This is a genomic window from Thermobispora bispora DSM 43833, assembly GCF_000092645.1.
Classification (GTDB): domain Bacteria; phylum Actinomycetota; class Actinomycetes; order Streptosporangiales; family Streptosporangiaceae; genus Thermobispora; species Thermobispora bispora.
The window spans coordinates 301,989-326,536 of the sequence record NC_014165.1 but is presented as its reverse complement, the minus strand read 5'-3'; the positions used below and the strand labels follow the sequence as shown (position 1 = coordinate 326,536).

Sequence of the window (24,548 nt, the reverse complement as noted above, 5' to 3'; positions counted from 1 at the left end):
TGCTCACGAGTACGACCTCCTCTGGTCCGGCGGGGGCGTGGTGGCTCCGCGGTACTCGACCGGGATCCCGCCAAGGGGGTAGTCCTTGCGCTGGGGATGGCCCTCCCAGTCGTCGGGCATCTCGATCCGGGTCAGCGCGGGGTGGCCGTCGAAGATGATCCCGAAGAAGTCGTAGGTCTCCCGCTCATGCCAGTTGTGCGTGGGGTAGACCGAAACCGTGGAGGGAATATGGGGATCGGAGTCGGGGCAGGAGACCTCGACCCGGATGCGCCGGTTGTGGGTGATGGAGCAGAGGTGGTAGACGGCGTGGAGCTCGGCACCGGCGTCGTCGGGGTAGTGCACGCCGCTCACCCCGAGCGAGAGCTCGAACCGGAGCCGCGGGTCGTCGCGGAGGTGGCGCATCACCTCGACCAGCCGCTCGCGCCGCACGTGGAAGGTGATCTCACCCCGGTCCACGACCACCCGCTCGATGGCGTCCCCGCAGAGCGCCTCGAGCGCGTCCGCCACCTCGTCGAAGTACGAGCCGTACGGCCGCGGCGTGGAGGACTTGGGCGGGCGCCGTACCACGAGGCGGCCGTAGCCGGAGGTGTCGCCACTGCCCTTAACACCGAACATGCCGGTCCGCACGACCGGCCAGTTCGCCATGTCGGCGTTCGCGCCGTCCGGTACCTCGGGAAGGTTCTTGCTGCTCACTTGCCCGCCCCCTGCTCGATCAGCGGCAGCGTGCGCAGTGCCCGGCGTTCGAGTTCCTCGAGCTGGGCGGCGCGGTGCGCGCCGAACTTCATGTTCTGGATCTTGTCGTGCAGCTTGACGATGGCGTCGATGAGCATCTCCGGCCGCGGCGGGCAGCCCGGGAGGTAGACGTCGACGGGGACGATGTGGTCCACGCCCTGCACCACGGCGTAGTTGTTGAACATGCCGCCGCTGGAGGCGCAGACGCCCATGGCGATCACCCACTTGGGCTCCGCCATCTGGTCGTAGATCCGGCGGACCACCGGGGCCATCTTCTGCGAGACCCGGCCCGCCACGATCATCAGGTCGGCCTGGCGCGGCGTGGCCGACGCGCGCTCCATCCCGAACCTGGCGAGGTCATGCTTGGGGCCGCCGGTCGCCATCAGCTCGATCGCGCAGCAGGCGAGGCCGAACGTCGCCGGCCAGACGGAGTTCTTCCGTGCCCACCCGACCGCCTTCTCCACGGTGGTCAGGAGGAAACCGCTCGGGAGCTTCTCTTCAAGACCCATGGCTCAGTCCCAATCGAGGCCGCGCCGGCGCCAGACGTAGGTGTACGCCGCGAGAACGGTGACGATGAACAGCACCATCTCGACCAGACCGAACACGCCCAGCTTGTCGAAGGCGACCGCCCACGGATAGAGGAAGATGATCTCGATGTCGAACACGATGAACAACATCGCGGTGACCATGAACTTCAGTGGGAAGCGGCCGCCACCGACCGGCTGCGGAGTCGGATCGATGCCGCACTCGTAGGAGTCCAGCTTCGCCCGGTTCCAGCGCTTCGGCCCGGTCAAGGGGGCGATGACGCTCACGGACAGCAGGGCGAACCCCGCCGCCAGGATCGCGAGCGCCAGGATCGGCACGTAGAGCTCCATCGCTACATGTCCTCGCACACTCGATGGAAACGAACGTTCACAATAGCGCCGGGCTCAGCGGCCGCCTTCACGGTCGCGTAAGGGTTGCAATTTGCTTCGGTCATGCGGACGGAGCCACCTTTGACAGCGCGTTGATGATGCGGTCGGAGACGTCACCCCGCCGGTCTGTCAGATTAGCCAGCAGCTTGAGGGCGAACCTCATCAGGGTCGGGCGTGGCAGCCCGTGCCGCGTGGCGAACTTCATCACGCCCGGCCTGCCGATCGCCTCCAGGAACAGCCGGCCGAGGGTGAAGTAGCCGCCGTACTCCTCCTTGAGAATACGCGGGTAGGAGAGTAAAACGCGCTCTCGCTGAGCCGGGGTGGGGCGGGCGAGCGCCTGGACGATGGTCTCGGCCGCGATCCGGCCGGTCGCCATGGCGTAGGCGATGCCCTCCCCGTTGAACGGATTGACCGCTCCGGCCGCGTCGCCGACGAGGAGCAGGCCCCGGCGGTAGGCGGGCTGCCGGTTGAAGGCCATCGGCAGCGCGGCGCCCCTGATCGGGGCGGTCATGTTCTCCTCGGTGAAGCCCCACTCGGCCGGCATGCCCTTGACCCAGCGCCGGAGCAGGTCGCGGTAGTCGACGTTCTTGAAGGCGGCGCTGGTGTTGAGCAGGCCGACCCCCACATTGCAGGTGCCGTCGCCCACGCCGAAGATCCAGCCGTACCCGGGCAGGAGCCGGTCCCCGTCCCACAGCTCCAGCCAGGTCTCCAGGTAGTCGTCGTCGTGGCGCGGGCTGCGGAAGTACGTGCGCACCGCCACGCCCATCGGCCGGTCGGCCCGCTTGTGCAGCCCCATGGCGATGGACAGGCGGCTGGAGTTGCCGTCCGCGGCGATCACCAGCGGGGCGCGGAAGGTCTGCGGCGCGCCGTCGGCGCCCTTGGCGGTCACCCCGGTGATGCGGCCGCTGCGCTCGTCGAGCACCGGCCCGGTGACGTTGGTCTCCTCGAGCAGGCGGGCGCCGGCGCGCTCGGCGTGCCTGGCGAGGATCTCATCGAAGTCGGCCCGGGTGCGCACCAGGCCGAAGTCCGGGTAGCTGGTGAGCTGCGGCCAGTCGAGCTCGAACCGGAGGCCCGCACCGTAGACCCGCAGGCCCCGGTTCCGGATCCAGCCGGGCGCGTCGATGTCCACGCCCATCGCGACGAGCTCTTTGACCGACCGGGGAGTGAGCCCGTCCCCGCACACCTTCTCCCTGGGGAACCGGGTCTTCTCCAGCAGCAGCACGTCGAGCCCGGCCTTGGCCAGGTAGAAGGCCGCGGTCGAGCCGGCCGGGCCCGCGCCGACGACGATCACGTCGGCGTCGGCCGTGCTCCGCTCCGCCCGGGTCTGCTCGCTCACGGGGACCTGTCCTGCTGGGAAGAGAAGATCCTTAAGAGGTACGGGACCTTCGTGCCTTTGTGAATACCTTCACAAACGTCCGCGCAAAGTCTAATCCCATCCCCACCGCCCGGTGTCAAACGGCGTCCCCGGGCCGGGCCGCGCCGGGCCCCGGCTTGAACGCGCGGTGGAGGGCGACGATCCCGAACGTGAGGTTCCGCCAGGCGACCTTCTCCCAACCGGCCTCGTGGATGAGCTTCGCGAGGGCCGCCTGGTCCGGCCAGGCCCGGATCGACTCGGCGAGGTACTCGTACGAGTCCGGGTTGGAGCTGAGGAGACGGGCGACCAGCGGCAGCAGCCGCATCAGGTACTGGGAGTAGACGAGGTCGAACCAGCGGGCGGGCGGCCGGGAGAACTCGCAGATGACGAGGCGTCCGCCGGGCTTGGTCACCCGGAGCATCTCCCGCAGCGCCTGCGCGGGGTCGGCCACGTTCCGCAGCCCGAAGGAGATCGTCACCGCGTCGAAAGTTTCAGACTTGAACGGCAGGCGCAGGGCGTCGCCGGCGATGAACGTGACCCCGCGGACGCCCCCGCCGTACAGGCCGGAACCGCCCCGCCGGGCCACGCCGGTGCGCAGCATCCCGAGGGAGAAGTCGCACGCGATGGCGCGGGCGCCGTACATGGTGAAGGCGTCGGTCGAGGTGCCGGTGCCGGCCGCGAGATCGAGCACGAGCTCCCCGGGCCCGGCGTCGATGGCGGCCGCGGTGGCCCTCCGCCACGTCCGGTCCTGCCCGAGGGAGAGCACGGTGTTGACCAGGTCGTACCGCTTGGCCGTGCGATCGAACATCGCGGCGACCTCGCGGGGCTGCTTGTCCAGCGATGCGCGCGTCATGCGGCAAGCCTAAGCGGCGGCGCCGGCGAGACCTCACCATGCCGGGGCCGTGTGCGTAATGTAGTTACGCGATTACACCGTCTCTTAGAAGGTGGGGATCGAGCGATGCGCGGACGCCTGGGCCGTGGCCCGCTGCCCCGCTCTCACGCCTGGCGTCTCCGGGCGGGCGTGCAATGCGCCGGAATCCCCCCGCCTAACCCCGTTGACCTGCGGCGAAATGGTGTAAGGGCCGGTCCGGGCCGGTCTGCGCCCGGCTCGGGCGAGCCGCCGGAACGCGCCCGGCAAAGCGGAAACCGGGTAAAGACGTTACTGCTAAGTATTGGAAACCATTTGGTGAGAAGCGCCACAGCGGCCACTGGACGTGAGTACGATGCCCACGTTGACACGCCCCGTCTGGCCTAGCCGTCCCTGCGCTCGCGTTTGCGGACGATACGCTCGCTCACTGCGTCGCGCTGTCTCGACAGCAGAACGTAACTGGCCAATCCACTCACCAGGAAAGCCAGGATGAGCAGCCAGAAGCCGCGCATGCCGACGAGATAGAGGACCCCTAGGGTGACGAGGAAGAGCCCGAACCTGGAAAGCGTGTAAACGACTAGCGGGTGCACACCCTTGAGGTTACGTCATCCTGTCGTGACGCCCATCTCTCTTCGCATCGAGCGCTGGTACTGCTAGTGTTCACAACAAGGTGGATTTGTAAAGAAACCTCCATGAGAGTACCAAAGAGGCTCTATCATATAACAATCGGGCACTGAGCCGGTAACAACCCGTGATCTTCGCCGGAAACCACGGATAAATCAGGCTTCGCTCGGCAGACTGGTTACCTGTCCGCCCGCTGCAGGACGCGGGACGCGAGGGGGAGAGATTGTGGAGAGTAGCAGCGAGCGACTGCTGACCCCCGGAGAGGTTGCCGCCCTCTTCCGGGTCGACCCGAAAACGGTGACACGCTGGGCCGCCGCAGGCCGAATCAGCAGCATCCGTACCCCCGGAGGGCACCGGCGATTCCGCGAGTCGGAGGTGCACGCCCTCCTACGCGGTGAGGACGTCATGTCGGCCGAACGCCAGAACGGCGACTCACCGCGCGTGTGAACGTACGGCATGCAAGGACAGGTGACTCTGCGCATCACCCCGGGCGCAGGGTCACCCGATTTCCTCTGCCCGCGTCGTCGAGGTCACCCGGAACGTCCTGCCTTGTCCCGGTGTGACCTCGGCCCGCGGAGCCGGCACGCCCGCTCCGCGCCCGGCGGTCCCCACCCTGTGCCAGGCCGTCACGCCCGCCCCGCGCCGGGCGGCCGCTCCCGCTCCGCGCCGGGCGGTCACTCCTGCTCCGCCTTGAACGCCTGGAAGACCCGCTCGAGCTCGTCGTTGTCCTCCCGCCACCGGCGGCGCCGCTCGGCGGCCTCCTCCTCGGTGATCGCTTCGCTGAGGTAGCGCTCGTAATCGGGCTCGCCGGGCGCGATCTCGACATAGGCATTGCCGATCAAGCGCCCGTCGGCGCTCGTGAGTGATCGGGGGACGCGGAGCCTCCCGTCACCGAGCCGGATCACGAACATCCGAACCACCTAGATCCCATAGCGCCGGTTGAAGAACAGCATGACGTTGAGCGCGGCCCTGGTGTGGCCGCTGAGCATGTCCACGAGGGCGGGGCGCTGCCGGGAGGCGATCGCGGCGAAGGCGTCGGCGAAGAACTCCTTCCGGCCGAGCCCGCCCGGCTGCCGGTGGAACGACGAGGCGAGCAACGGCACGCACTCCGCGTAGAGGGCGGCGAACTCCGGCGAGTCCGACACCCACTCCCAGGGCGGCGTCGCGTCCACGTCGTCCAGGGCGTGGCCGACCTCGTGCAGCATCACGTCGGGGGTCGGCGAGGGCCGGTCCCCGACGACGATCTTCCTGTCGCCGTAGGCGCCGGCGCAGATGTCCCAGGTCCCCTGGCCGGAGGGCAGCGGCGCCCCGCGCAGGTAGCCCATGTCGTCCAGGTCGGGCACCCCGCCCGCGCCGATGTAGATCCCCGCCAGGCCGTCGGCGAGCTTGACCTTGATCAAGTCGGGCAGCCGGGCGAGGCTGTCGACGGCGTGCACCGCGTCGATCGAGGGCGGCCCCTCGGCGGCGTCCCACTGCCGGTGGAGGATGCGCTCCAGCGGGCCGCAGTGCCGCCGGCCGTCCCGGAGGTCCGGTGCGTCCGGCGGGTGCGGCTCGGCCCGCATCGGCCGGTCGTCGAGCTCGAAGTCCCGCCAGGTGTAGCTCGGCCGGTCGTGCACCACCGGCGCGGTCGCCGCGTGGACCCGCTCCACCGAACGCTCCGGGCGGCGCTCCGGCCGGCGTTCGGCGATCCGCTCGGGAGAACGCTCGGGTGACCGCTCGGTCGCCTCCAGCCTCCGCCGCGACGCGTACGGTCCCCACCGCCACCACCGGGACACCCGGCGGTGCCGGCCCCTTTCCCCACGCTCAGCCATCACACCCCACTCATGACGCTGAGTTCTCCCGCAGCCTGTACCGGACCACCGTACGACGCCTGACCGGCGCCGTCAGCCGGATCGAGCGCGCAGGACACCGAGGACTCACCGGGGCGTGGCCCGGCGCCGCGGACAGAAGTCGATGGCCTCCGGCGGCAGCACCCCTCCGCATGGCTTACCTTGTGGGCATGCCCTCCGTGATTTCCGGTCTGGTGCTGCTCGCCTTCTGGCTCTTCTGCCTGTTCCACGTCATCACGACGCCGTGGCACGAGGTGCGGAACCTGCCGAAGGCGGCGTGGGTCATCATCGTGGCCCTCCTCCCCGGCCTGGGCGGCCTGCTGTGGCTGCTGTTCGGGCGCCCCCAGGCCCCCGCCTGGCATGACCCGGCCGCCGGCGCTGGATGGCGGGAGCAGCCGCAGCCTGGGCGGCCGATCGGCCCCGACGACGACCCCGAGTTCCTCCGCTCGCTCGACCGCCGGCTCCGCGGCGAGGAGTGACCTCACCGCCCGCCGCCGGGGCGCCGGCGGGCGGTGCCGCTTCCGGCCGCTTCGCACCTCCGGCCGCCGTTTCTCCGCTCCGGCCGCGCCGTTCCGGCCCCGGCCACGGGGTGCTCCGTGCCCGGCGCCCGGCGGGACCTCGACCGCGCCCCGCGATCCGGCATCCCGCTACGGCCCGCACGATCGGCCCCGGTACGGCCCACGACCCCGCGCCGGCACGGCCCGCACGACCGGTGGCCTGGTACGGCGCGCACGATCCGGCGGTCCCCGTACGGCGCGCGCGTCCGGCGGGCGCGGAACCCGGCCCGGTGGCGGCGGCCGCACGCCACGCGGCCGAGCGGGCCGGTCGGGGTGAGATGCCACACCCGGTAGGGAGCCCCGCCCGGTCGATGCGGAAGGCGCACCCGGCCGGCGCAGGACGCCGCGGTGCCGCCGCGGCATCATGCACCAGGCGCGCGACGCCGGAGCACCCGGTCACCACGGGATGCCGCGCCCCAGGTCAGCACGGGATGCCGTGGCCCCCGGTCAGCGCGGGATGTCGGCCGCCCGCCCCGCCTGACCGACCCCGGGGAACCGTGGCCCCCGGTCAGCGCGGGATGTCGCTGTAGGAGTGGAGACCGGGGAAGAAGATGTTCACGCCGATCAGGTTGAACAGCAGGCAGGCGAAGGCGACCAAGGAGATGATGATGGCGGCCTTGCCCTTCCAGCCCGCGGTCGCCCGCGCGTGGAGGTAGGCGGCGTACACGACCCAGGTGATGAAGGACCAGACCTCCTTGGGGTCCCAGCCCCAGTAGCGGCCCCAGGCCCGGTCCGCCCACAGCGCCCCGGCGATCACGGCGAAGGTCCAGATGGGGAAGCCGATCACGATCGCGCGGTGCACGACCGTGTCCAGGGCCTCCCGGGTGGGCAGCACCGAGGGGCGGTCCTTGCGGACCAGGTAGAGGATCGCGCTCACCCCGGCGACCGTGAACAGCCCGCTCGCCACGATCGCGGCGGACACGTGGATGGCGAGCCAGTAGGACTGGAGGGCCGGCATGAGCGGCCCCGCCTGGACGTGCAGGAAGAGCACGGCGAAGCCGAGCCCCAGGGCGGCGGCGAGGGTGACGAAGGCGCCGAGGAACCGGATCCGGTGGCGGAACAGCAGCACGAGGAAGGCGGTGACGGCCGCCAGGCAGAGCCCCACCACGAACTCGTACATGTTGCCCCACGGCCACCGGTCGACGGCGAGGCCGCGGGTCACGATCGCCGCGAGGTGGGCGGCCCAGCCGATCCAGGTGAGCGCGATCCCGGCGAGGCCGGCCTTCGCCGCCCACGGCGCGCCCTCGGCCGTCGCCGCGCCGCCCGCGGCGGCGGCCTCCCCCGGCTCACCGGATGACGGCCCCCCGCCGCCGGCGCCCACCGCCACGGGTTCGCGCGCCTTGACCGCTGAGGCCGGGTGGATCCGGCCGAAGGCGAGGTCCAGGGCGAAGCAGATCATGGCCACGAGGTAGAGCAGGACCGCCACCAGGGTGAGCTGGTCGCTCAACGTGGCGAGCTCTTCGTTGACCAGGGGCGTCATCGCTCCTCCTCATGCTCGGCGGGCGGAGGCGCCGTGGGTGATGGGGGTGTCGGGCCGACGCGGTCGGCGCGCAGCGCGGTGACGATCTCGGTGAACTCCTTGGCGAACGCCGCGGCACCGCCATCGGTGCGCTCCAATCCTCCCACCGTGATCCGGCGGTCGTTCACCCGGACCCAGATCCGGCGGCGGCGGACGGTGAGGGAGAGCACCAGCCCGAGCACCGCGGCGGTGGCGGCGAGCAGCGCCGGCAGCCGGCCGGGGTCGCGGCTGACCTGGAGGCTGATCCACTCCTTCACCCCGGTGAACTGGATCGTGCCCGCGCCGTCCGCGAGCTCGAGGGTCTCGCCGACGCTGAGCGGCTTCGGCTGCGCGGTCATCTTGCCCAGGGGCCGCATCTTCGTGGTGTCGAGCTGGAACACCGACTGCGGCACGCCCGAGTCCAGGCCGAGGTCGCCGGCGAACGGGAAGACCTGGGCGACCGGGTTGACCGTGCCGGGGAAGGCGGACACCCAGGCGTCGCCCGCCTGCACCCCGGTGGGGAGGAAGCGGATCAGGAAGCCCAGCTGCTCCGGCCGGGCGTCCGGAACCTTGATCACGCACTCGGAGGCGTAGGTGGCCCGGTCGCTGATCAGGCACGGCACCGGCCCCTCCCAGGCGACCTGCCCCTTGCCGTCGGTCACCTTGAAGGTCGGGGCGTACCCGTGGCTGATCAGGTAGGTCTGCGTGCCGCCCACCTCGAGCGGCTGGTTCACCTTGAGCACGGCCTCGCGGGCCGGGGCGTCCGGCGCGTCCCGGACGGTGAGCGCGGCCTGGTAGTCGAGCGCCTGCCCGGTCCGCTCCCCGGCCGCGATGAAGGTCACCTGGAAGTCCTTGAGCGTGAACGAGAACGGGTGGAGCGACTCCGCGGTCACCCGGGACCCGGGCATGAACCGGTCGTAGGCGGCCACGGTGTTGGCGAAGCTCTCGCCCTCGACCACCACCACGTTGCCGCGGTAGCCGTACAGCGCGCCCCCGGCGAACGCGAAGAGCAGGACGACGAGGGAGAAGTGGAAGAGGATGTTCCCGGTCTCGCGCAGGTAGCCCTTCTCGGCGGCGACCCAGTCCGGACCGGTGGTCACCCGGAACCGCCGCTTCCGCAGCAGCGCCGCCGCCTCGGCCACGGTGAGGTCGCCCTCGAACTCCTCCCCGTACGGCAGGCGGAGCAGGTTGCGCGGGGCGGCGGGAGGCCTGCGGCGGAGCTCCCCGGCGTGGCGGGCGAGCCGGGGGACGATGCAGCCGAGCAGCGAGATGAACAGCAGCAGGTAGATCGCGGCGAACCAGGGCGAGCTGTAGACGTCGAACAGCCAGAGCCGGTCCAGCCACTCGGCCTCTTGCGGCCGGCTGCTGAAGTACTGCGCCACCTGGTCCGGGTCGATGCCGCGCTGGGGGTAGATCGATCCCGGAACCGCGGCGAGCGCGAGCAGGAAGAGCAGGATCAGGGCGGTGCGCATCGAGGTGAGCACCCGCCAGCCCCAGCGCAGCCAGCCGATCAGCCCGAGCCCGGCGGGCCGGTGGGGCGCTTCCGGTTCGCTCTCGACCGCGGTGGCGGTCCCGGTCTCCTGTGGCTCCGTCATCAGATCACCGGTTCGAATCCGGCCACCCACCCCTGCAGCTGGGCGACGAGGCCTCCCCACCACCCGGTGACGAGCAGCAGGCCGACGGTGACGAGCATGGCGCCTCCGATCCGGGTGATGAGGACGGTGTGGCGGCGCAGTGCCTTGATCGCGTACAGCGCCCTGCGGTAGGCGAGCCCGGCGAGCACGAACGGCAGGCCGAGGCCGAGCGCATAGGCGAAGGCGAGCAGCGCCCCGCGACCGGCGCTGCCCTGGTCGACCGAGAGCGTGAGGACCACGGCGAGCGTCGGGCCGATGCACGGCGTCCACCCGAGCCCGAAGACCACGCCGAGCAGCGGCGCGCCGGCGAGGCCGGCCGACGGCAGCCGGTGGATGCGCAGGTCGCGCTGGAGCCCGGGGATCGCCCCGAGGAAGGCGAGCCCGAGGAGCACCGTGACCCCGCCGAGCACCCGGGTGATCACGGCGGAGTGCTCCAGGAGCAGGGCGCCGACGCCGCCGAAGAACGCCCCGCCGGTCACGAACACCGCGGCGAACCCGAGCACGAACAGCGCGCTGCCGAGCACCATCCGCCCGCGCCTGGGGTCGCCGCTCATGCCCGTGACGTACGACAGGTAGCCGGGGACGAGCGGCAGCACGCAGGGGGAGATGAAGGAGACCACGCCGGCGAGGACGGCGATGGGCACCGCCAGGAGCAGCGAGCCGGTCGCCACGGTCGTGCCGAGGTCACTCATCGCTCACCTTGGTGACCGCGTCGAGGAGGTCCTGGTACTTCACGGCGCCGAGGGCGCGGGCGGCGATGCGGCCCTGCGCATCGATGATCAGCGTGGACGGGATGGCGGCCGGGGGGACCGTGCCCTGGAAGGCGAGGAGCAGCTTGCCCTCGTTGTCGAAGATGCTCGGGTACCCGGGCTCGACGGCGCGGTCGTAGGCCTTGGCCGACGCCTCCTGGTCCTTGAAGTTGACCCCGATGAACCGCACGCCCTTGGACTTGGTGATCGCCGCCACGTCCTTGAGCACGGGCGCCTCGGCCCGGCACGGGGCGCACCAGGACGCCCAGAAGTTCAGCACGTAGACGGTGCCCGGGGTGAGGGTGACCGTCTCACCGTCGAGGGTCCGGCCCGAGATCTGCGGCGCCTTGGGCCGCTCCCCCGGGTCGAAGACCTGCACCCGGCCGTCACCCGGCACGAACCGGGTCTCGCCGATGCCGGGCTGGGCCGCCTCGCTTCCCGCGCATCCGGCGAGGGCGGCCGCGGCCAGAGCGACGATCGCGGTCAGGCGCTTGACGGACACGGCACGACGATCTCCTTGTACGACGCCCTGTAGAGCTGTAAGCCTACCGATCCCGCCTGTGTGCTCCGCGCACGGGTGCGCCGGCCGGGGACGCGGCGGCGGCCCGGCGCGGCGGCCTTCGGCGGTCACGGCCGCGGGGCACGGCGGTGGGGGCGCTTGCCCCGCTGTGAGAGGTGGCGGTGGGACGCCTGCCCCGATGTGGGGTGGCGGTCGGGCCCTCGCGGCCTCCGTGCGGGGGCATGGCGGCGGGGCGCTCCCGGCCTCGGCGGCGCCACCGGAGGGGCGGCCGCGCCGTCACGCCCCCGCGGAGGGGCCGGCCTCCCCGGCCGCGGACTCCTTCAGCAACGCCCCGGCGGGCTCGCTGTAGCCGACGCTGATCAGGCGGTTCCCCTCGAAGGTGAAGCTGGTGAGGCTGGCGAGCGCGCACTGCCGCCGCCGGGGGTCGTGCCAGAGCCGCCGGCCCTCGGCCGCCAGCCGGGTGACCCAGATGGGGAGCTGGTGGCTGACGAGCAGCGCCTCATGACCCCGCGCTCGCTCCCGCGCCTCGTCGATGGCCGCCTTCATCCGGGCCACGACCTCGACGTACGGCTCGCCCCAGGAGGGCCGGAACGGGTTGAGGAAGTAGCGGTAGCGGCGGATGTCGCGCAGCAGCGCGGTGCCGTTGCCGACCCGGACCCCCTCGAAGACGTTGAACGCCTCAGTGAGCCGGTCGTCGATCTGAATCTTCAGCCCCAGCCGCTCCGCGGTGGGCGTGGCCGTCTCCACCGCCCGTTCCATCGGAGAGCTGCGGATCTCCACGATGTCCCTGGTGGCGAGGGTCTCGGCGACCACCTCGGCCATGCGCCGGCCGAGCTCGGAGAGGTGGAAGCCGGGCAGCCGGCCGTACAGCACCCCTGTGGGGTTGTGGACCTCCCCGTGGCGCAGCAGGTGAACGATGGTGAGCTCTGACATGGTCCCCGACAGCCTACCCGTCCTCGGCACAGGCACCGCGTAGCGCCTCCACCGCGGCCCGGATCGCGGGCCGGCGGCCGCCGCGGGTGCGCCAGACCGCGTAGACGCGGCGGGTCGGGGGCGGCTCGACGGGGACCACCCGGACGCCCTCGGGCAGCGCCACCCGGCCGAGCCGGGGGATGAGCGCGCAGCCGTGGCCCGCGGCGACGAGCGCGAGCTGGGTCGGGTACTCGCCGGCCATGCAGACGATCCGCGGCTCCCGCTCCACGGAGCGGAGGAGGAAGAGCAGGAAGTCGTGGCAGACCGTGCCGGGCCCTGAGCTGATCCAGTCCCCCTCCGGCAGGTCGTGGAGGCTCACCGCCCGCCGGCCGGCGAGCGGGTGCCCGGACGGGACCACCAGGTCGGCGACGTCGTCGAGGAGCACCGCCCGGGACAGCCCGTGCGGCAGCGGCATCGGCCGGGTGAGCCAGTCCTGGACCACGGCGACGTCGATCTCGCCGCGCGCCACCTCGCGGAGCTGCCGCTCCGGCTCGCGTTCGTAGATCAGCACGCCGAGGCCGGGGTGGTTCCGCTTGAGGATCGACAGGGCGCGGGGCAGGATCCCCCGCGCCGCGGTGGGGAAGGCCGCCAGGGTGAGCGTGCCGACGACCTTGCCGCGCAGCGCCGCGAACTCGGCCTCCGCGGCCTCCACCATGGCGAGGATGCGCTCGGCGTGCTCGACGAGGAGGCCGGCGGCGTCGGTGAGCCGCACCCCGCGCCCGTCCCGCTCGAGGAGCACGGTTCCGGTCTCCCGCTCGAGCTTGGCGAGCTGCTGGGAGATCGCGGAGGGCGTCACCATGAGCGCCTCGGCCGCCGCCCCGACCGACCCGTGGACCGCGACGGCGTGCAGGGCCCGGAGCCGGTTGAGATCCAGCATATGGACACGCTAGAGCCCCGCCCGGGCGACGGCCCGGCCGGGGCGGCACGGGACGGAGCACCCGGACCGGGCATGCCACGGCTCCGGCCCGCCTCGGGCCGGCGGCACGAACGCTCGAATCCGGGCCGGGCCCCGGCTCGGCCCGCGAGCCGCCGGCACACGGAACGCTCAGGTCCAGGCCCGGCCTCCGTCCTCCCGGCGGCCCGCCGGCGGACCCGGATCCGGCCGGGTCCTGGCTCAGGCCGCGAGCCGTCGGCGCACGGAACCCTCAGGTCCGGGATGGGCCCGGCCTCCGTCCTCCCGCCGGCCGGGCGGCGGACCCGGATCCGGGCCGGGCTCGGTCTCAGCCCTGCCGCGCGGCCTGCGCGGCGGCCCGGGCGGCGGCCGGGAGCGCCTCCAGCACCCGGTTCACCGCCTCGTCGTCGTGGGCGGCCGACACGAACCACGCCTCGAACGCCGAGGGCGGCAGGTAGACGCCCTGGTCGAGCATGCTGTGGAAGAACGCCCGGTACGCGGCGGTGTCCTGGGCGCGCGCCGACTCGTAGTCGACCACCGGCCGGTCGGTGAAGAAGATCGAGAAGAGGTTGCCGGCCCGCTGCAGCCGGTGCGGCACCCCGGCGGCGGAGAGCGCCTCGGAGGCGGCCCGGCCGATCGTCTCGGCGACCCGGTCGAGGCGGTCGTAGACCGCCTGGTCGCAGGCGCGCAGCGTGGCGAGGCCCGCGGCGACGGCGAGCGGGTTCCCCGAGAGCGTGCCCGCCTGGTACACCGGCCCCTCGGGGGCGAGGTGGGCCATCACGTCGGCCCGGCCGCCGAACGCGGCCGCGGGGAGCCCGCCGCCCATGACCTTGCCGAAGGTCATGAGGTCGGCGTCGACCGGGTCCACGCCGTACCAGCCCTGGGCGGTCACCCGGAAGCCGGTGAGCACCTCGTCGATGATGAGCAGGGCGCCGTGCTCGGAGCACAGCTCGCGCAGCCGCCGGTTGAACCCCTCGGCCGGCGGGACCACCCCCATGTTGGCCGGGCACGCCTCGGTGATGACGCAGGCGATCTCGAACTTCCGGAACGCCTCCTCGACCGCCTCCACCGAGTTGTACGGCAGCACGATGGTGTCGGCCGCGGCCGCCCCGGTGACGCCGGGCGAGTCGGGGAGGCCGAAGGTGGCGACGCCCGACCCGGCGGAGGCGAGCAGCGCGTCCACGTGCCCGTGGTAGCAGCCGGCGAACTTGATGACCTTGGACCGGCCGGTGAACCCCCTGGCGAGCCGTACCGCCGACATCGTGGCCTCGGTGCCGGAGCTCACCAGGCGGATCTTCTCGACCGGCGGCATCCGGGAGACGATCTCCTCGGCGAGCAGCACCTCGCCCTCGGTCGCCGTGCCGTAGGAGAGCCCGCGGGAGAGGGCCTCCTCCACCGCCTGGACCACGGCCGCGTGCCGGTGCCCGAGGATCAGCGGACCCCACGAGCACACGAGGTCCACGTAGCGGTTGCCGTCCACGTCGACGAGGTAGGGCCCTTCGCCGGAGGCCATGAAGCGCGGCGTGCCGCCCACGGCGCCGAACGCCCGCACCGGCGAGTTCACCCCGCCGGGGACGATCTTCTTGGCGCGGTCGAACAGGGCCTCGGAGGTCTGCGTACGAGTCACGTCCCCAGATTACGGGCCCGGCCGGGCGGGGGCCGTACCGGGGATCACGCGGAGCGTCACCGGGCGCCGGTCATCGGTCACCGGGCGAGGGTCATGAGTCGCAGAAGTCGGCGAGCAGGTCGAGGACCCGCAGCGGGTCGGGGAGGGGGCGTCCGTCGGGGGGCCGGATCCAGCGCACCTGGTCCCCGTCGACGCGGGTGGACGGCGGGGCGAGCACGTAACTGTCGCGGCAGTGCCAGCGCAGCCCCGGCGTGCTCTCGATGGTCTCGGGGTCGGCGTCGAGGTGGCAGGACCACCACTCGTCCTCGTCCTCGGGCGCGCCGCGGGTCGCGACGAAAAAAAGCACCCGGTCGCCGTTCTCAGCGACCGGGCCGTGCACGTGGGCGGCGTCCATGGCGGCGAGCGCGGGCAACCCCATGGAGGCCGGTACGTCGAATACGTCGAACACCCTCCCCGTGGGGAGGATGATGTTCGCGTCGGGGTTCTGCTGCCACCACCGGGTCAGCAGCGCCGGATCGGTCGTGGCCTGCAGCCGCCAGGCCGGCGACAGCGGGTGCGCTCCCGGGTCGGGACAGCCGATCCGGTCACACGAACAGGCCCTGCCCCCTTCACCGCGGGGATGGGCCCCGGGACAGGCGGCCCACCCGAGCTGCGCGTACTCCAATACGGCCGTGATCTTCTGCGGCCTTCGATGCCCTCGCCGTTTCACCCGGCGGGCCAAGGGTACCCCCACCATTCGGCGCTCCTCCACGCACGCAGCTTCTCGGCGCATCCCAGCGGTCGACGGGAGCACGCTGCGGCTCTCGCCGCCCCGCAGAGGATGGCGAAACGCTCCCGACACTGCCCCGGTGCGCGTCCGCGGCGGCGCGAACTCCCGGGTGAGCGTCAGGATAGTAGGCGCGCGACTTCAGCCGCCCAGTAGGTCAGGATGAGGTCGGCCCCGGCCCGGCGGATCGAGATCAGCGACTCCATGATGATCCGCTCCCGGTCGAGCCAGCCGTTCGCCGCCGCGGCCTCGATCATCGCGTACTCGCCGCTCACCTGGTACGCGGCGACCGGCACGTCGACCGCGTCGCGCACCCGGCGGATCACATCGAGGTACGGCAGGGCCGGCTTGACCATCACGGCGTCCGCGCCCTCGGCCAGGTCGAGCCGGACCTCGCGCAGCGCCTCGTCGATCGGCCCGGCCGGGTCCTGCTGGTAGGCGGAGCGGTCCCCGAACCTCGGCGCGCACTCGGCCGCCTCCCGGAACGGGCCGTAGAAACCGGAGGCGTACTTGGCCGAGTAGGCGAGGATCGGCACGTGGGCGAAGCCGTTGGCGTCGAGCGCCTCCCGGATCGCCTTGACCTGCCCGTCCATCATGCCGCTCGGCGCGATCACCTGGGAGCCCGCGGCCGCCTGGGAGACCGCGGCGGAGGCGTAGCGCTCCAGCGTGGCGTCGTTGTCCACCTCGCCGGTCTCGGTGAGGATGCCGCAGTGCCCGTGGTCGGTGTACTCGTCGAGGCAGGTGTCGGTCATCACCACGAGGGCGTCGCCCACCTCGGCCACGACGTCCCGCACCGCGACCTGGACGATGCCCTCCGGGTCGTCGGCCGCGGAACCGCGGGCGTCCTTGTGCGCCGGGATGCCGAAGAGGATGACCCCGCCGACCCCGGCCTCGGCCGCCTCGGTCACGGCCTTGCGCAGCGAGTCGCGGGTGTGCTGCACGACCCCCGGCATCGAGCCGACCGGCTGCGGCTCGGCGATGCCCTCCTTGACGAAGAGGGGGAGGATCAGGTCGGCCGGGTGCAGCCGGGTCCCCGCCACCAGCCGGCGCAGGGCCGGCGTGCGGCGGAGCCGGCGCGGCCGGGCCACCGGGAACTGAGCGCTCATGCTCTCTCCACTCATCACGATCTCGTGCTCGGGTGAACGCGCCGGGGCGGCCCGCTCATCCCGGCGGGGCGCGGGCGGCGCGCGGTTCCCGCCCGGCGCGGGCGGCACCCGGTCACTTCGCCCGGCGCCGGGCGCCCCTGCGCATCTGGGACGGGCGGCGGGGCGTCTCCCCGGCGGCGAGCTGCGCCTGCCGCATCTTGGCCCCGTACTCCGCCAGGGCCGCGGCGAGCAGGGAGACCGACGGCTTCTCGGCCATCACGTCGACCCGGAGGCCGAACTCCTGGGCGGTCTTCGCGGTCTGCGGGCCGATCACGGCGATCACCGTGACGTTGTGCGGCTTGCCGGCGATGCCGATGAGGTTGCGCACCGTGGACGACGAGGTGAACAGCACCGCGTCGAACCCGCCGCTCTTGATCGCCTCCCGGATGGGCGCGGGCGGGGGCGCGGCGCGCACGGTCCGGTACGCGGTGACGTCGTCGCACTCCCAGCCGAGCTCGGTCAGGCCGGCGATGAGCGTGTCGGTCGCGATGTCGGCCCGCGGCAGCAGCACCCGGTTGATCGGGTCGAGCAGCGAGTCGTACGGCGGCCACTCCGCGAGCAGGCCCTCGGACGACTGCTCACCGGTCGGCACCAGGTCGGGCCGGATGCCGAAGTCCATGAGGGAGCGCGCGGTCGCGTCGCCCACGGCGGCGATCTTCAGGCCGGCGAACGCGCGGGCGTCGAGGCCGTACTCCTCGAACTTCTCCCGCAGGGCCTTCACCGCGTTGACGCTGGTGAAGACGACCCACTCGTAACGGCCGTTGATCAGGCCCTTGATCGCCCGGTCCATCTGCTGCGGGGTGCGCGGCGGCTCGACCGAGATCGTCGGCACCTCCTCCGGGACCGCGCCGTACGCCCGGAGCTGCTCGGTGAGCTCCTTGGCCTGTTCCTTGGTGCGGGGGACGAGCACCCGCCAGCCGAAGAGCGGCTTGGTCTCGAACCAGGACATGCGGTCGCGCATGCCCACCGCGTCCCCGACGACGATCATCGCCGGCTCGGAGACGTCCGCGCGCTTCAGGTCGGGGCCGAGCCGGCCGAGCGTGGAGACCACGGTGTGCTGCGCGGTCACCGTGCCCTCGCGCACCACCGCGACCGGGGTCGAGTCCGGCTTGCCCCCGCTGATCAGCGCCTTCGCGATCGCGGGCGCCTCGGCGAGCCCGTGGTAGATCACTAAGGTGCCCTCGCAGGAGGCGTGGGGCGTCCAGTCCTCGACCTTGGTGGCGTCCACCACCCGGAACTCGGCCACCCCGGAGGCCGGCGGGATGCCCGCGTACGTCGGCACCGCCGTGGCGGGCGGGACACCGGGCACGATCTCGAACTCGACCTCGGCGTCGGCGCACGCGGAGATCTCGTCGGCCACGGACGAGAAGAACGACGGGTCGCCGGGGCAGAGCCGTACCACGGTCCGCCCGGCCTTCGCCTCCTCGATCGCGTCGACCGCGGGCGACCCGTCCTCGCCCACATCGACGATCTTCGCGCCGTCCCGGCAGTGGCGCAGCATCGCGCCGTGGAGCGTCCGGTCGGCGATGACCACGTCGGCCCGCCGCAGCAGGTCGGCGCCGCGTAGCGTGAGCAGGTTCTCGTCACCGGGCCCGGCTCCCACGAAGGCGACGAACCCGGACTGGGCCTCCAGACTGTGGTTCGCGGAGCTCACTGGACCTGCTCCCTCATCAACGTGCCGGCCCCCTCGGCGAGCATGGCGGCCGCGAGATCACGGCCGAGCTCCATGGCCGCCGACGCGGGTCCGGAGACTGACTTGCGCACCGATCGCCGGCCGTCGACGGAGACGACGGCCGCGGTCAAGCTGAGAACGTTCCCGTCACCGGAGGCGTGGGCGCCCACCGGTGCCGCGCATCCGGCCTCGAGTGCGGCGAGCACCGAGCGCTCCGCGGTCACCGCGTCCCGCGTCGCCCGGTCGTCGATCGCGCTCAGCAGCTCGATGAGGTCGGCGCGGTCGGCGCGGCATTCCACGGCGAGCGCGCCCTGTCCCGGGGCGGGCAGCACCTGCTCCACCTCGAACACCTGGGCGATCGCCTCCTCGCGGCCGATCCGGCCCAGCCCGGCGGCGGCCAGGACGATTCCATCGAGCTCTCCTGAGGTTACCTTCCCCAGACGAGTGTCGGCATTGCCGCGAATCGGGACATATTCCAGGTCCGGCCGGAGCATCCGGAGCTGCGCGATGCGCCGCGGGGACCCGGTCCCGACCCGCGCGCCCGGCGGCAGCTCGCTGAACGGCACCCGGCCGACGAACGCGTCCCGGGGGTCGTCGCGCGGCGGGATGGCGGCGATCACGATCCGGTCGTCGCCCTTGGTCGGCAGGTCCTTGAGCGAGTGGACCGCGAAGTCGACCTCGCCGGCGATGAGCGCGTTGCGCAGCTCGCTGACGAAGACGCCGGTGCCGCCGAGCTGGGTGAGGTGGGCCCGGGAGACGTCGCCGAACGTGGTGATCCCCACGAGCTCGGACCGGCGCCCGGTGGCCTGTGCGAGCCGCTCGGCGACGCGCCGCGACTGGCTCGTCGCCATCAGGCTCTTGCGGGTCCCGAGCCGCAGCGGGGCGCTCATCGCTCCACCTCCAGCCCGGTGACCGCGTCGGGGCACTGGGGATCGAGGTCGAAGAGCTCGCGCAGCGCGTGCGCGTACTGGGCGCCGCCGGGAGAGGTGGCGAGCTGCTTCACCCGAACGGTCGGCGCGTGGAGCAGCTTGTCCACCACCCGCCGCACGGTGTTGGTGATCTCGTCGCGCGTGCGCGTGTCCGCGTCGGGGATGCGGGACCAGAGCCGGGCGAGCTCCGCCTCGACCACCTCGGCGGCCTTGCTCCGGAGGGCGACCACGGTCGGCGTCACCACCGAGGCCCGCTGGGAGTCGAGGTAGGCGTCGACCTCCTCGGCGATGATCTGCTTGACCTCCCAGATCGCCTTGGCCCGGCCGCCGTCGATCTCGCTGCCGAGGCCGTCCTGCTGCATCGACTCCAGGTCGACCAGCGTCACCCCGGGCAACCGCCGGATGGCGGGGTCCACGTCGCGCGGCATGGCGAGGTCGAGCACGAACAGCGGCGACCGGCGGTCGCGCATCGCCGCCTCGACCATCTCCTCGGTGATCGAGTAGGTGCCGGCGCCGACGCAGGAGACCACCAGGTCGGCCCGGCCGATCTCCCCGGCCACGCCCGTGAGCGGGACGGCCCGCCCGCCGACCGACTCGGCGAGCCGTACCGCCCGCTCCAGGGTGCGGTTGGCGACGACGATGCCGGTGACGCCGGCGCGGGCGAGGGTGGCGGTGGCGAGCGAGCTCATCGAACCCGCGCCGACCACGAGGGCCTGCTTGCCGGGGAGCTGGCCGATCGCCTGCTCGGCGAGGGAGAGGCCCACGCCGACCAGGGAGGCGCCCGCCCGGTCGATGGCGGTCTCGGTCCGCGCCCGCTTGCCCACCCGGAGCGCGTGCTGGGTGAGCTCGTTGAGCGCGGTGCCCGCCGTGCCCTCCTCCTGCGCCAGCCGGAGCGCCGACCGGATCTGGCCCAGGATCTGCTGCTCGCCGATGACCATCGAGTCGAGGCCGCAGGCGACCGTGAACAGGTGCTGGACGGCGCGCTCCTGGTAGTGCACGTACAGGTGGCGGGCGAGCACCTCGTGGGGGAGGCCGGAGTGCCTGCCGAGCACGTCGGTGATGGCGGTCACCCCGCCGTGGAACCGGGCGACGTGCGCGTAGACCTCGACCCGGTTGCAAGTGGAGACGACGAGGACCTCGGCCACGTCCTCGTCCCGGTGGACGTCGTGGAGCAGCTTGACCAGTGCGTCACCGCTGACCGTCGCCCGCTCCAGGAGCGAGACGGGCGTGGTGCGATGGCTGAGCCCGACAACGAGGATGCTCATGAGCCCGCTCCCATCGATCGCTCACGAACATGACCGACCTCGTCCGGCCATTGATCGGCCATGATGGGCCCTCCATTAGCCTTCCGCTGCTCGTGAAACGCGAGGATCTGCAATTCAATCGAAAGATCGACTTTTCGGACGTTGACCTCCGGGGGCACGGCGAGGACCACGGGGGCGAAGTTGAGGATGCTGGTCACTCCCGCCGCGATGACCCGGTCGCAGACGTCCTGGGCCGCGCTCGCCGGAGTGGCGATCACCACGATCGAGATCCCCCGATCCTTGATCACCGACTCCAGCGCGTCGACGTGCTCGACCACCAGGCCCGCGATCCGCTCCCCCACCACCGCCGGGTCCGCGTCGAACAGCGCGGCGATGCGGAACCCCCGGGAGACGAACCCGCCGTAGTTGGCCAGGGCCCGCCCGAGGTTACCGACACCGACGATCGCCACGGCCCAGTCCTGGGTCAGCCCCAGCTCCCGGGAGATCTGATAGATCAGGTACTGGACGTCGTAGCCCACCCCCCGCGTGCCGTACGACCCGAGGTGGGAGAGGTCCTTGCGCACCTTGGCCGAGTTGACCCCGGCGGCGGCCGCCAGCTCCTCGGAGCTGACCGTGAGCGTGCCCCGCTCTGCCAGGGCGTTGAGGGCGCGCAGGTAGAGCGGCAGCCTCGCCACGGTCGCGTCCGGAATGCCGCGGTCACGTGCGTGGTGCGTACGGCGGATCACGTGGCGGTGCTCCCCGAAAGTACGGACGGCCGGGCGCGCTCCCGGCCGGGTGATTGCTACGTCCTCATCAGATTAGTGCCATTGTGAACCGGTCCCCACAGGGGGGTACCCCCATGGTGCGCCGCACCACGGGGCCCGCCCAACCCCCAGGTCACCAGGGAATAGTCTGGTTTTCATGGCGCCAAGCGATCATCGCATCACGCTCCTCGGCAAGCCCGGGTGCCACCTGTGCGACGACGCCCGCGCGGTCGTCGCCAAGGTCGCCGCCGAGTTCGGCGTTCCCTGGGAGGAGCGGGACATCACCCTCTCCCCCGAGGAGCAGGCCGAGTACTGGGAGATGATCCCGGTCGTCTTCCTCGACGGCGTCCAGCACGGCTACTGGCGCATCGACGAGGCGCGGCTGCGCGCCGCGCTCACCGAGCTCCTCGCCGCCGACGGGTCCGCGGGCTCCGGGGCCTGACCGCCCTCCGGCGCCGCCCCGGACCTCATCCGGCCACGGCGGGCCCCGCTGGCCATCGCCCTCGGCACCGCTCGCGCGCGCCGCTCACCGCGCCGCCCCGCCCGGAGCACCGGATCGCGGGGCCCCTCGGGTCCATTGACCTCCGGTACCGCCGCTGCCCCGGCGGCTCTCCGGCACCGCCCGGACCACCGGACCGTGGCGGGACCGTCCGGGACCGGCGACACGGCGTGCGGAAGACCCGTGCCGGGCGCCGGGGACCCATGCCAGGTGCCGGAGCCTCTGCAAGGTGCCGGAGGCCCGTGCCGGGGATCGGCGGCTCGGCCGCGCGACCCCGGCGTACGGCGACACCGGTGCGAAGCGGCGTCCCGGCCGGATCGGCCCCGGCACCGGGCGCCGCCGGAGCCCGCGCCGGCCCGGGGGACCCGCCCGGCCTCGGCCGCGGGCGCGCGGGCTCACCGGAACCGGGTGGGGAGCGGCACCACCTTCGCCGCGTTGACCTTGAGCTCGATGGTGTTCGCCGCCAGCACGAGCGGCTGGCGCTCGGTCACGAACCGCTCGATGTGCGGCTGGCGCTGGTGCTCGGCGTAGCCGACCTCGTCCCGGTAGAGCTCGTAGATGATGCGCTGGAGCGGCGCGGACTTCACCGAGTGGCAGACGAAGAGCAGCGTGTCCGGCTCGTGCTGCCGCACCGCCTCGACGGTCTCCTCGGCGAGCTTGTCGAACGCCTCCCCGGAGCCGTCCATGAGGGTGAAGACGGTGAGCAGGCCGTAGATGCCCGGCGACGGCTTGACCGAGCCGCTCTGCCGCTGCTCGGCCCGGCCGGCCTCCCGGGAGGCGCCGCTGAACCCGACCCCGAGGGCCGCGGCGAGCTCCTCGGAGATCGGCAGCTCGCCGCCGGAGAGGACGACGCCGGTGGCCGGCATGCTCTCGTCCTCCTCGACCGGCGCCGGCGGCGGGGGCTGCATCCCGGCGTAGCGCGACATCTGGTCGCCGATCATGATCTGGCCGGTGGCGGGGCCGGAGAAGTCGTCGCCCGCCGGTTCCGGCCGCCCCGGCCCGGCATGGTGGGCGGCCTCGCCCTGCTCCCCGGCCCGGTACTCGGCGACGAGGTCGCCCAGCCCGGAGCGGCGCGGCGGGGCCGCGGCGGCCGGGTGGCGGGCCGGCTCGGGCGCGGGCGCCGCACGGCCGCCCTCGCGGGGGTCCTCCCACTCGTCGTCGAGGTAGTCCTCGTCCTCCTCGTCCTCGTACGGCGCGAGCGGGCGGGCCACGACGTACCAGACACCCCCGGCGGTGCCGGCCATGAGCGCCACGACCACGATCCCCGGCAGCGCGAGCTCCATCGCCCCGGCGATCGCCATGCCCGCGGGGGCGACCACCGCGCTCGCGTTCATGTTGTCCGCGTCGTAGTCGTCCCCGTCCCGCCAGCGCAGCACGGCGACGATGAGGGCGATGAGCATGGTCAGGATGACGAGGCCGTGGACCCCGCGCAGCAGCCATTCCGGCCAGATGTCCCAGTGCACCGACCCGACGGGGAGCCGCTTGCTGAACGACTCGGAGATCGGGTCGACCATGGTGATCACCACACCGACGACCGTGATCGCCGTTCCGACCAGCCATACGCCGAACCGGGTCGCCGCGCGCTCGGCGAGGAGCTGGATCGTCCCGGCGGCGAGCCAGAGCGGGGCGAGCAGGGAACCGGTGATCTGGTAGGCGCGGAAGGTCAGCGCGCCGAACCCGGTCAGGTGGCCGACGGCGATGGCCGCGAGCGACAGAGCCAGTGCTCCGGTGGCGACGCTCCACGCGATCAGCCAGCCGTTGGGCTCGTCGCGGAGGCGACCTACGAGGACACCGGTCGTGATCCCGGCGAGCAGTGCGCCGGCGAACGCGAGGAGAGCGACGAGGATGTCCATGGTGGCACAATGCTGCCGGACATCGCGGCGCGATCGGTAGCTGGGGACCGGGCGGCTCTGGAGACGCCCGGTGACTTTCCCGATGCGAAACGGATTGTGTTATGCCCGGATGGTTTCTAAAGTGTTCCGGGCACGCCGACGCCACTTCCCCCAGGGATACCGGATGCCGAACACGTGGCCGTTGGCCAGGCCGTCCCCACCGGCCGCCCATGCGGCGCAGTCCACGCGAACAGCGGGCCTGTCCACACGGGAAGAACATGATCATATCGACGGCGAGCAGCTGCGGACGCTGGTGCTGCGCGCCAAGACCGGCGACAGCGAGGCGTTCGGCCAGCTGTACGACCGGTACGTGGACCTGGTCTACCGCTACATCTACTTCCGGGTGGGGAGCCACGCCCTGGCCGAGGATCTGACCAGCGAGACCTTCCTCCGGGCACTGCGCGGCATCACCGAGTACGCGTGGCAGGGCCGTGACTTCGGGGCCTGGCTGGTGACGATCGCCCGCAACCTCGTCACCGACCACTTCAAGTCCGGGCGCAACCGTCTCGAGGTGACCACGGCCGATGTGCTCGACCGGCCGCTGGACAGCACCCAGATCCCGGAGAACGCGGTCGTGGCGAACATCGTCAACGAGCACGTGATCCAGGCCGTGAAGAAGCTCCGCGCCGAGCAGCAGGAGTGCGTGATCCTGCGCTTCGTTTACGGCATGTCGCTCGCCGAGACCGCCAAGATCATGGGCAAGAAGAGCAATGCCATCAAGGCATTGCAATTCCGAGCAATTCGGGCACTAGCCCGGGCGTTGCCCAAAGATCTCAATGTGCACTGACATCTGATCATGCCCTCCTGCCCGGCGGTCACCGGGCACCATCCGGCGCACTGCCGTAACCTCATTCCCAGCGGGTCGTT

General features: G+C 72.3%; 26 protein-coding genes. 4 read left to right on the top strand and 22 right to left on the bottom strand.

Annotation, left to right across the window (positions count from 1 at the left end; all coding sequences use genetic code 11):
- Positions 1-3: 3 nt before the first annotated feature.
- The 6 genes from TBIS_RS01425 to TBIS_RS01400 all read right to left on the bottom strand — a co-directional run bounded on the left by TBIS_RS01425 (position 4) and on the right by TBIS_RS01400 (position 4,458).
- The gene (locus TBIS_RS01425) at positions 4-693 is read right to left on the bottom strand and encodes an NADH-quinone oxidoreductase subunit C (RefSeq protein WP_013130547.1); all 690 of its coding nucleotides are present in this window, start codon (positions 691-693) and stop codon (positions 4-6) included.
- Positions 690-1,241 (bottom strand): NuoB/complex I 20 kDa subunit family protein, encoded by a 552-nt coding sequence (locus TBIS_RS01420; protein WP_013130546.1) that lies wholly within the window; start codon positions 1,239-1,241, stop codon positions 690-692. Before TBIS_RS01420 ends, TBIS_RS01425 begins: the two co-directional genes overlap by 4 nt.
- Positions 1,242-1,244: 3 nt before the next feature.
- Positions 1,245-1,607, bottom strand: a complete 363-nt coding sequence (locus TBIS_RS01415; RefSeq protein ID WP_013130545.1) for an NADH-quinone oxidoreductase subunit A — start codon at positions 1,605-1,607, stop codon at positions 1,245-1,247.
- A 100-nt stretch (positions 1,608-1,707) separates the two neighbouring features.
- Positions 1,708-2,982, bottom strand: a complete 1,275-nt coding sequence (locus TBIS_RS01410) for a geranylgeranyl reductase family protein (protein WP_013130543.1) — start codon at positions 2,980-2,982, stop codon at positions 1,708-1,710.
- Positions 2,983-3,097: 115 nt separating this feature from the next.
- Positions 3,098-3,853 carry a demethylmenaquinone methyltransferase gene (locus tag TBIS_RS01405; protein WP_013130542.1) on the bottom strand — a complete coding sequence of 252 codons (756 nt, stop codon included), beginning with the start codon at positions 3,851-3,853 and terminating at the stop codon, positions 3,098-3,100.
- Positions 3,854-4,251: 398 nt separating this feature from the next.
- Positions 4,252-4,458, bottom strand: a complete 207-nt coding sequence (locus tag TBIS_RS01400; protein ID WP_013130541.1) for a DUF4229 domain-containing protein — start codon at positions 4,456-4,458, stop codon at positions 4,252-4,254.
- Positions 4,459-4,717: 259 nt separating this feature from the next.
- On the opposite strand from TBIS_RS01400, the gene TBIS_RS18440 reads away from it, so the two are divergent.
- Entirely contained in the window at positions 4,718-4,939 is a 222-nt protein-coding gene (locus tag TBIS_RS18440; protein WP_013130540.1) for a BldC family transcriptional regulator, read from the top strand.
- A gap of 227 nt (positions 4,940-5,166) precedes the next feature.
- Here the strand turns inward: TBIS_RS18440 and TBIS_RS01390 are convergent, their stop codons facing one another.
- Together TBIS_RS01390 and TBIS_RS01385 are read right to left on the bottom strand one after the other, a co-directional pair.
- The gene (locus TBIS_RS01390) at positions 5,167-5,403 is read right to left on the bottom strand and encodes a hypothetical protein (protein ID WP_013130539.1); all 237 of its coding nucleotides are present in this window, start codon (positions 5,401-5,403) and stop codon (positions 5,167-5,169) included.
- A 9-nt stretch (positions 5,404-5,412) separates the two neighbouring features.
- On the bottom strand, positions 5,413-6,303 hold the full coding sequence (locus TBIS_RS01385) for a hypothetical protein (RefSeq protein WP_083785192.1): 891 nt from the start codon (positions 6,301-6,303) through the stop codon (positions 5,413-5,415).
- 188 nt (positions 6,304-6,491) lie between these two features.
- Here TBIS_RS01385 and TBIS_RS01380 point away from each other — a divergent pair, with 188 nt between their 5' ends.
- The gene (locus TBIS_RS01380; protein WP_041431095.1) at positions 6,492-6,800 is read left to right on the top strand and encodes a PLDc N-terminal domain-containing protein; all 309 of its coding nucleotides are present in this window, start codon (positions 6,492-6,494) and stop codon (positions 6,798-6,800) included.
- Positions 6,801-7,386: 586 nt separating this feature from the next.
- Here the strand turns inward: TBIS_RS01380 and ccsA are convergent.
- The 13 genes from ccsA to TBIS_RS01315 all read right to left on the bottom strand — a co-directional run bounded on the left by ccsA (position 7,387) and on the right by TBIS_RS01315 (position 21,272).
- Positions 7,387-8,358, bottom strand: coding sequence for a cytochrome c biogenesis protein CcsA (gene ccsA, locus TBIS_RS01375; protein WP_013130536.1), 972 nt, complete (start codon positions 8,356-8,358; stop codon positions 7,387-7,389).
- Positions 8,355-9,971, bottom strand: coding sequence for a cytochrome c biogenesis protein ResB (gene resB / locus TBIS_RS01370; protein WP_013130535.1), 1,617 nt, complete (start codon positions 9,969-9,971; stop codon positions 8,355-8,357). Before resB ends, ccsA begins: the two co-directional genes overlap by 4 nt.
- Entirely contained in the window at positions 9,971-10,702 is a 732-nt protein-coding gene (locus tag TBIS_RS01365) for a cytochrome c biogenesis CcdA family protein (RefSeq protein ID WP_013130534.1), read from the bottom strand. The genes resB and TBIS_RS01365 overlap by 1 nt, the downstream gene beginning before the upstream one ends.
- Positions 10,695-11,261, bottom strand: a complete 567-nt coding sequence (locus TBIS_RS01360) for a TlpA family protein disulfide reductase (protein ID WP_013130533.1) — start codon at positions 11,259-11,261, stop codon at positions 10,695-10,697. Before TBIS_RS01360 ends, TBIS_RS01365 begins: the two co-directional genes overlap by 8 nt.
- Positions 11,262-11,555: 294 nt before the next feature.
- Positions 11,556-12,212 (bottom strand): histidine phosphatase family protein, encoded by a 657-nt coding sequence (locus TBIS_RS01355; protein ID WP_050760391.1) that lies wholly within the window; start codon positions 12,210-12,212, stop codon positions 11,556-11,558.
- A gap of 13 nt (positions 12,213-12,225) precedes the next feature.
- Positions 12,226-13,128 carry a LysR family transcriptional regulator gene (locus tag TBIS_RS01350; RefSeq protein WP_013130531.1) on the bottom strand — a complete coding sequence of 301 codons (903 nt, stop codon included), beginning with the start codon at positions 13,126-13,128 and terminating at the stop codon, positions 12,226-12,228.
- Positions 13,129-13,471: 343 nt separating this feature from the next.
- Positions 13,472-14,770, bottom strand: coding sequence for a glutamate-1-semialdehyde 2,1-aminomutase (gene hemL, locus TBIS_RS01345; protein ID WP_013130530.1), 1,299 nt, complete (start codon positions 14,768-14,770; stop codon positions 13,472-13,474).
- A 91-nt stretch (positions 14,771-14,861) separates the two neighbouring features.
- Positions 14,862-15,506 carry a bifunctional DNA primase/polymerase gene (locus TBIS_RS01340; RefSeq protein WP_013130529.1) on the bottom strand — a complete coding sequence of 215 codons (645 nt, stop codon included), beginning with the start codon at positions 15,504-15,506 and terminating at the stop codon, positions 14,862-14,864.
- Positions 15,507-15,655: 149 nt separating this feature from the next.
- Positions 15,656-16,642 carry a porphobilinogen synthase gene (gene hemB, locus TBIS_RS01335; protein WP_013130528.1) on the bottom strand — a complete coding sequence of 329 codons (987 nt, stop codon included), beginning with the start codon at positions 16,640-16,642 and terminating at the stop codon, positions 15,656-15,658.
- Between the two features lie 112 nt (positions 16,643-16,754).
- Positions 16,755-18,335, bottom strand: a complete 1,581-nt coding sequence (locus TBIS_RS01330; protein ID WP_013130527.1) for a bifunctional uroporphyrinogen-III C-methyltransferase/uroporphyrinogen-III synthase — start codon at positions 18,333-18,335, stop codon at positions 16,755-16,757.
- Positions 18,332-19,243, bottom strand: coding sequence for a hydroxymethylbilane synthase (gene hemC, locus TBIS_RS01325; protein WP_013130526.1), 912 nt, complete (start codon positions 19,241-19,243; stop codon positions 18,332-18,334). Before hemC ends, TBIS_RS01330 begins: the two co-directional genes overlap by 4 nt.
- Positions 19,240-20,547, bottom strand: a complete 1,308-nt coding sequence (locus TBIS_RS01320) for a glutamyl-tRNA reductase (protein WP_013130525.1) — start codon at positions 20,545-20,547, stop codon at positions 19,240-19,242. The genes hemC and TBIS_RS01320 overlap by 4 nt, the downstream gene beginning before the upstream one ends.
- Positions 20,544-21,272, bottom strand: a complete 729-nt coding sequence (locus TBIS_RS01315) for a redox-sensing transcriptional repressor Rex (RefSeq protein ID WP_013130524.1) — start codon at positions 21,270-21,272, stop codon at positions 20,544-20,546. The genes TBIS_RS01320 and TBIS_RS01315 overlap by 4 nt, the downstream gene beginning before the upstream one ends.
- 175 nt (positions 21,273-21,447) lie before the next feature.
- Between TBIS_RS01315 and TBIS_RS01310 the strand changes: the two genes are divergently transcribed.
- Positions 21,448-21,732 carry a glutaredoxin family protein gene (locus TBIS_RS01310; protein WP_013130523.1) on the top strand — a complete coding sequence of 95 codons (285 nt, stop codon included), beginning with the start codon at positions 21,448-21,450 and terminating at the stop codon, positions 21,730-21,732.
- Positions 21,733-22,184: 452 nt separating this feature from the next.
- On the opposite strand, the gene TBIS_RS01305 is transcribed toward TBIS_RS01310, so the two are convergent.
- Entirely contained in the window at positions 22,185-23,642 is a 1,458-nt protein-coding gene (locus TBIS_RS01305; protein WP_013130522.1) for a putative quinol monooxygenase, read from the bottom strand.
- A 163-nt stretch (positions 23,643-23,805) separates the two neighbouring features.
- Between TBIS_RS01305 and TBIS_RS01300 the strand changes: the two genes are divergently transcribed.
- Positions 23,806-24,468, top strand: coding sequence for a sigma-70 family RNA polymerase sigma factor (locus TBIS_RS01300; RefSeq protein WP_041431091.1), 663 nt, complete (start codon positions 23,806-23,808; stop codon positions 24,466-24,468).
- Positions 24,469-24,548: the final 80 nt, after the last annotated feature.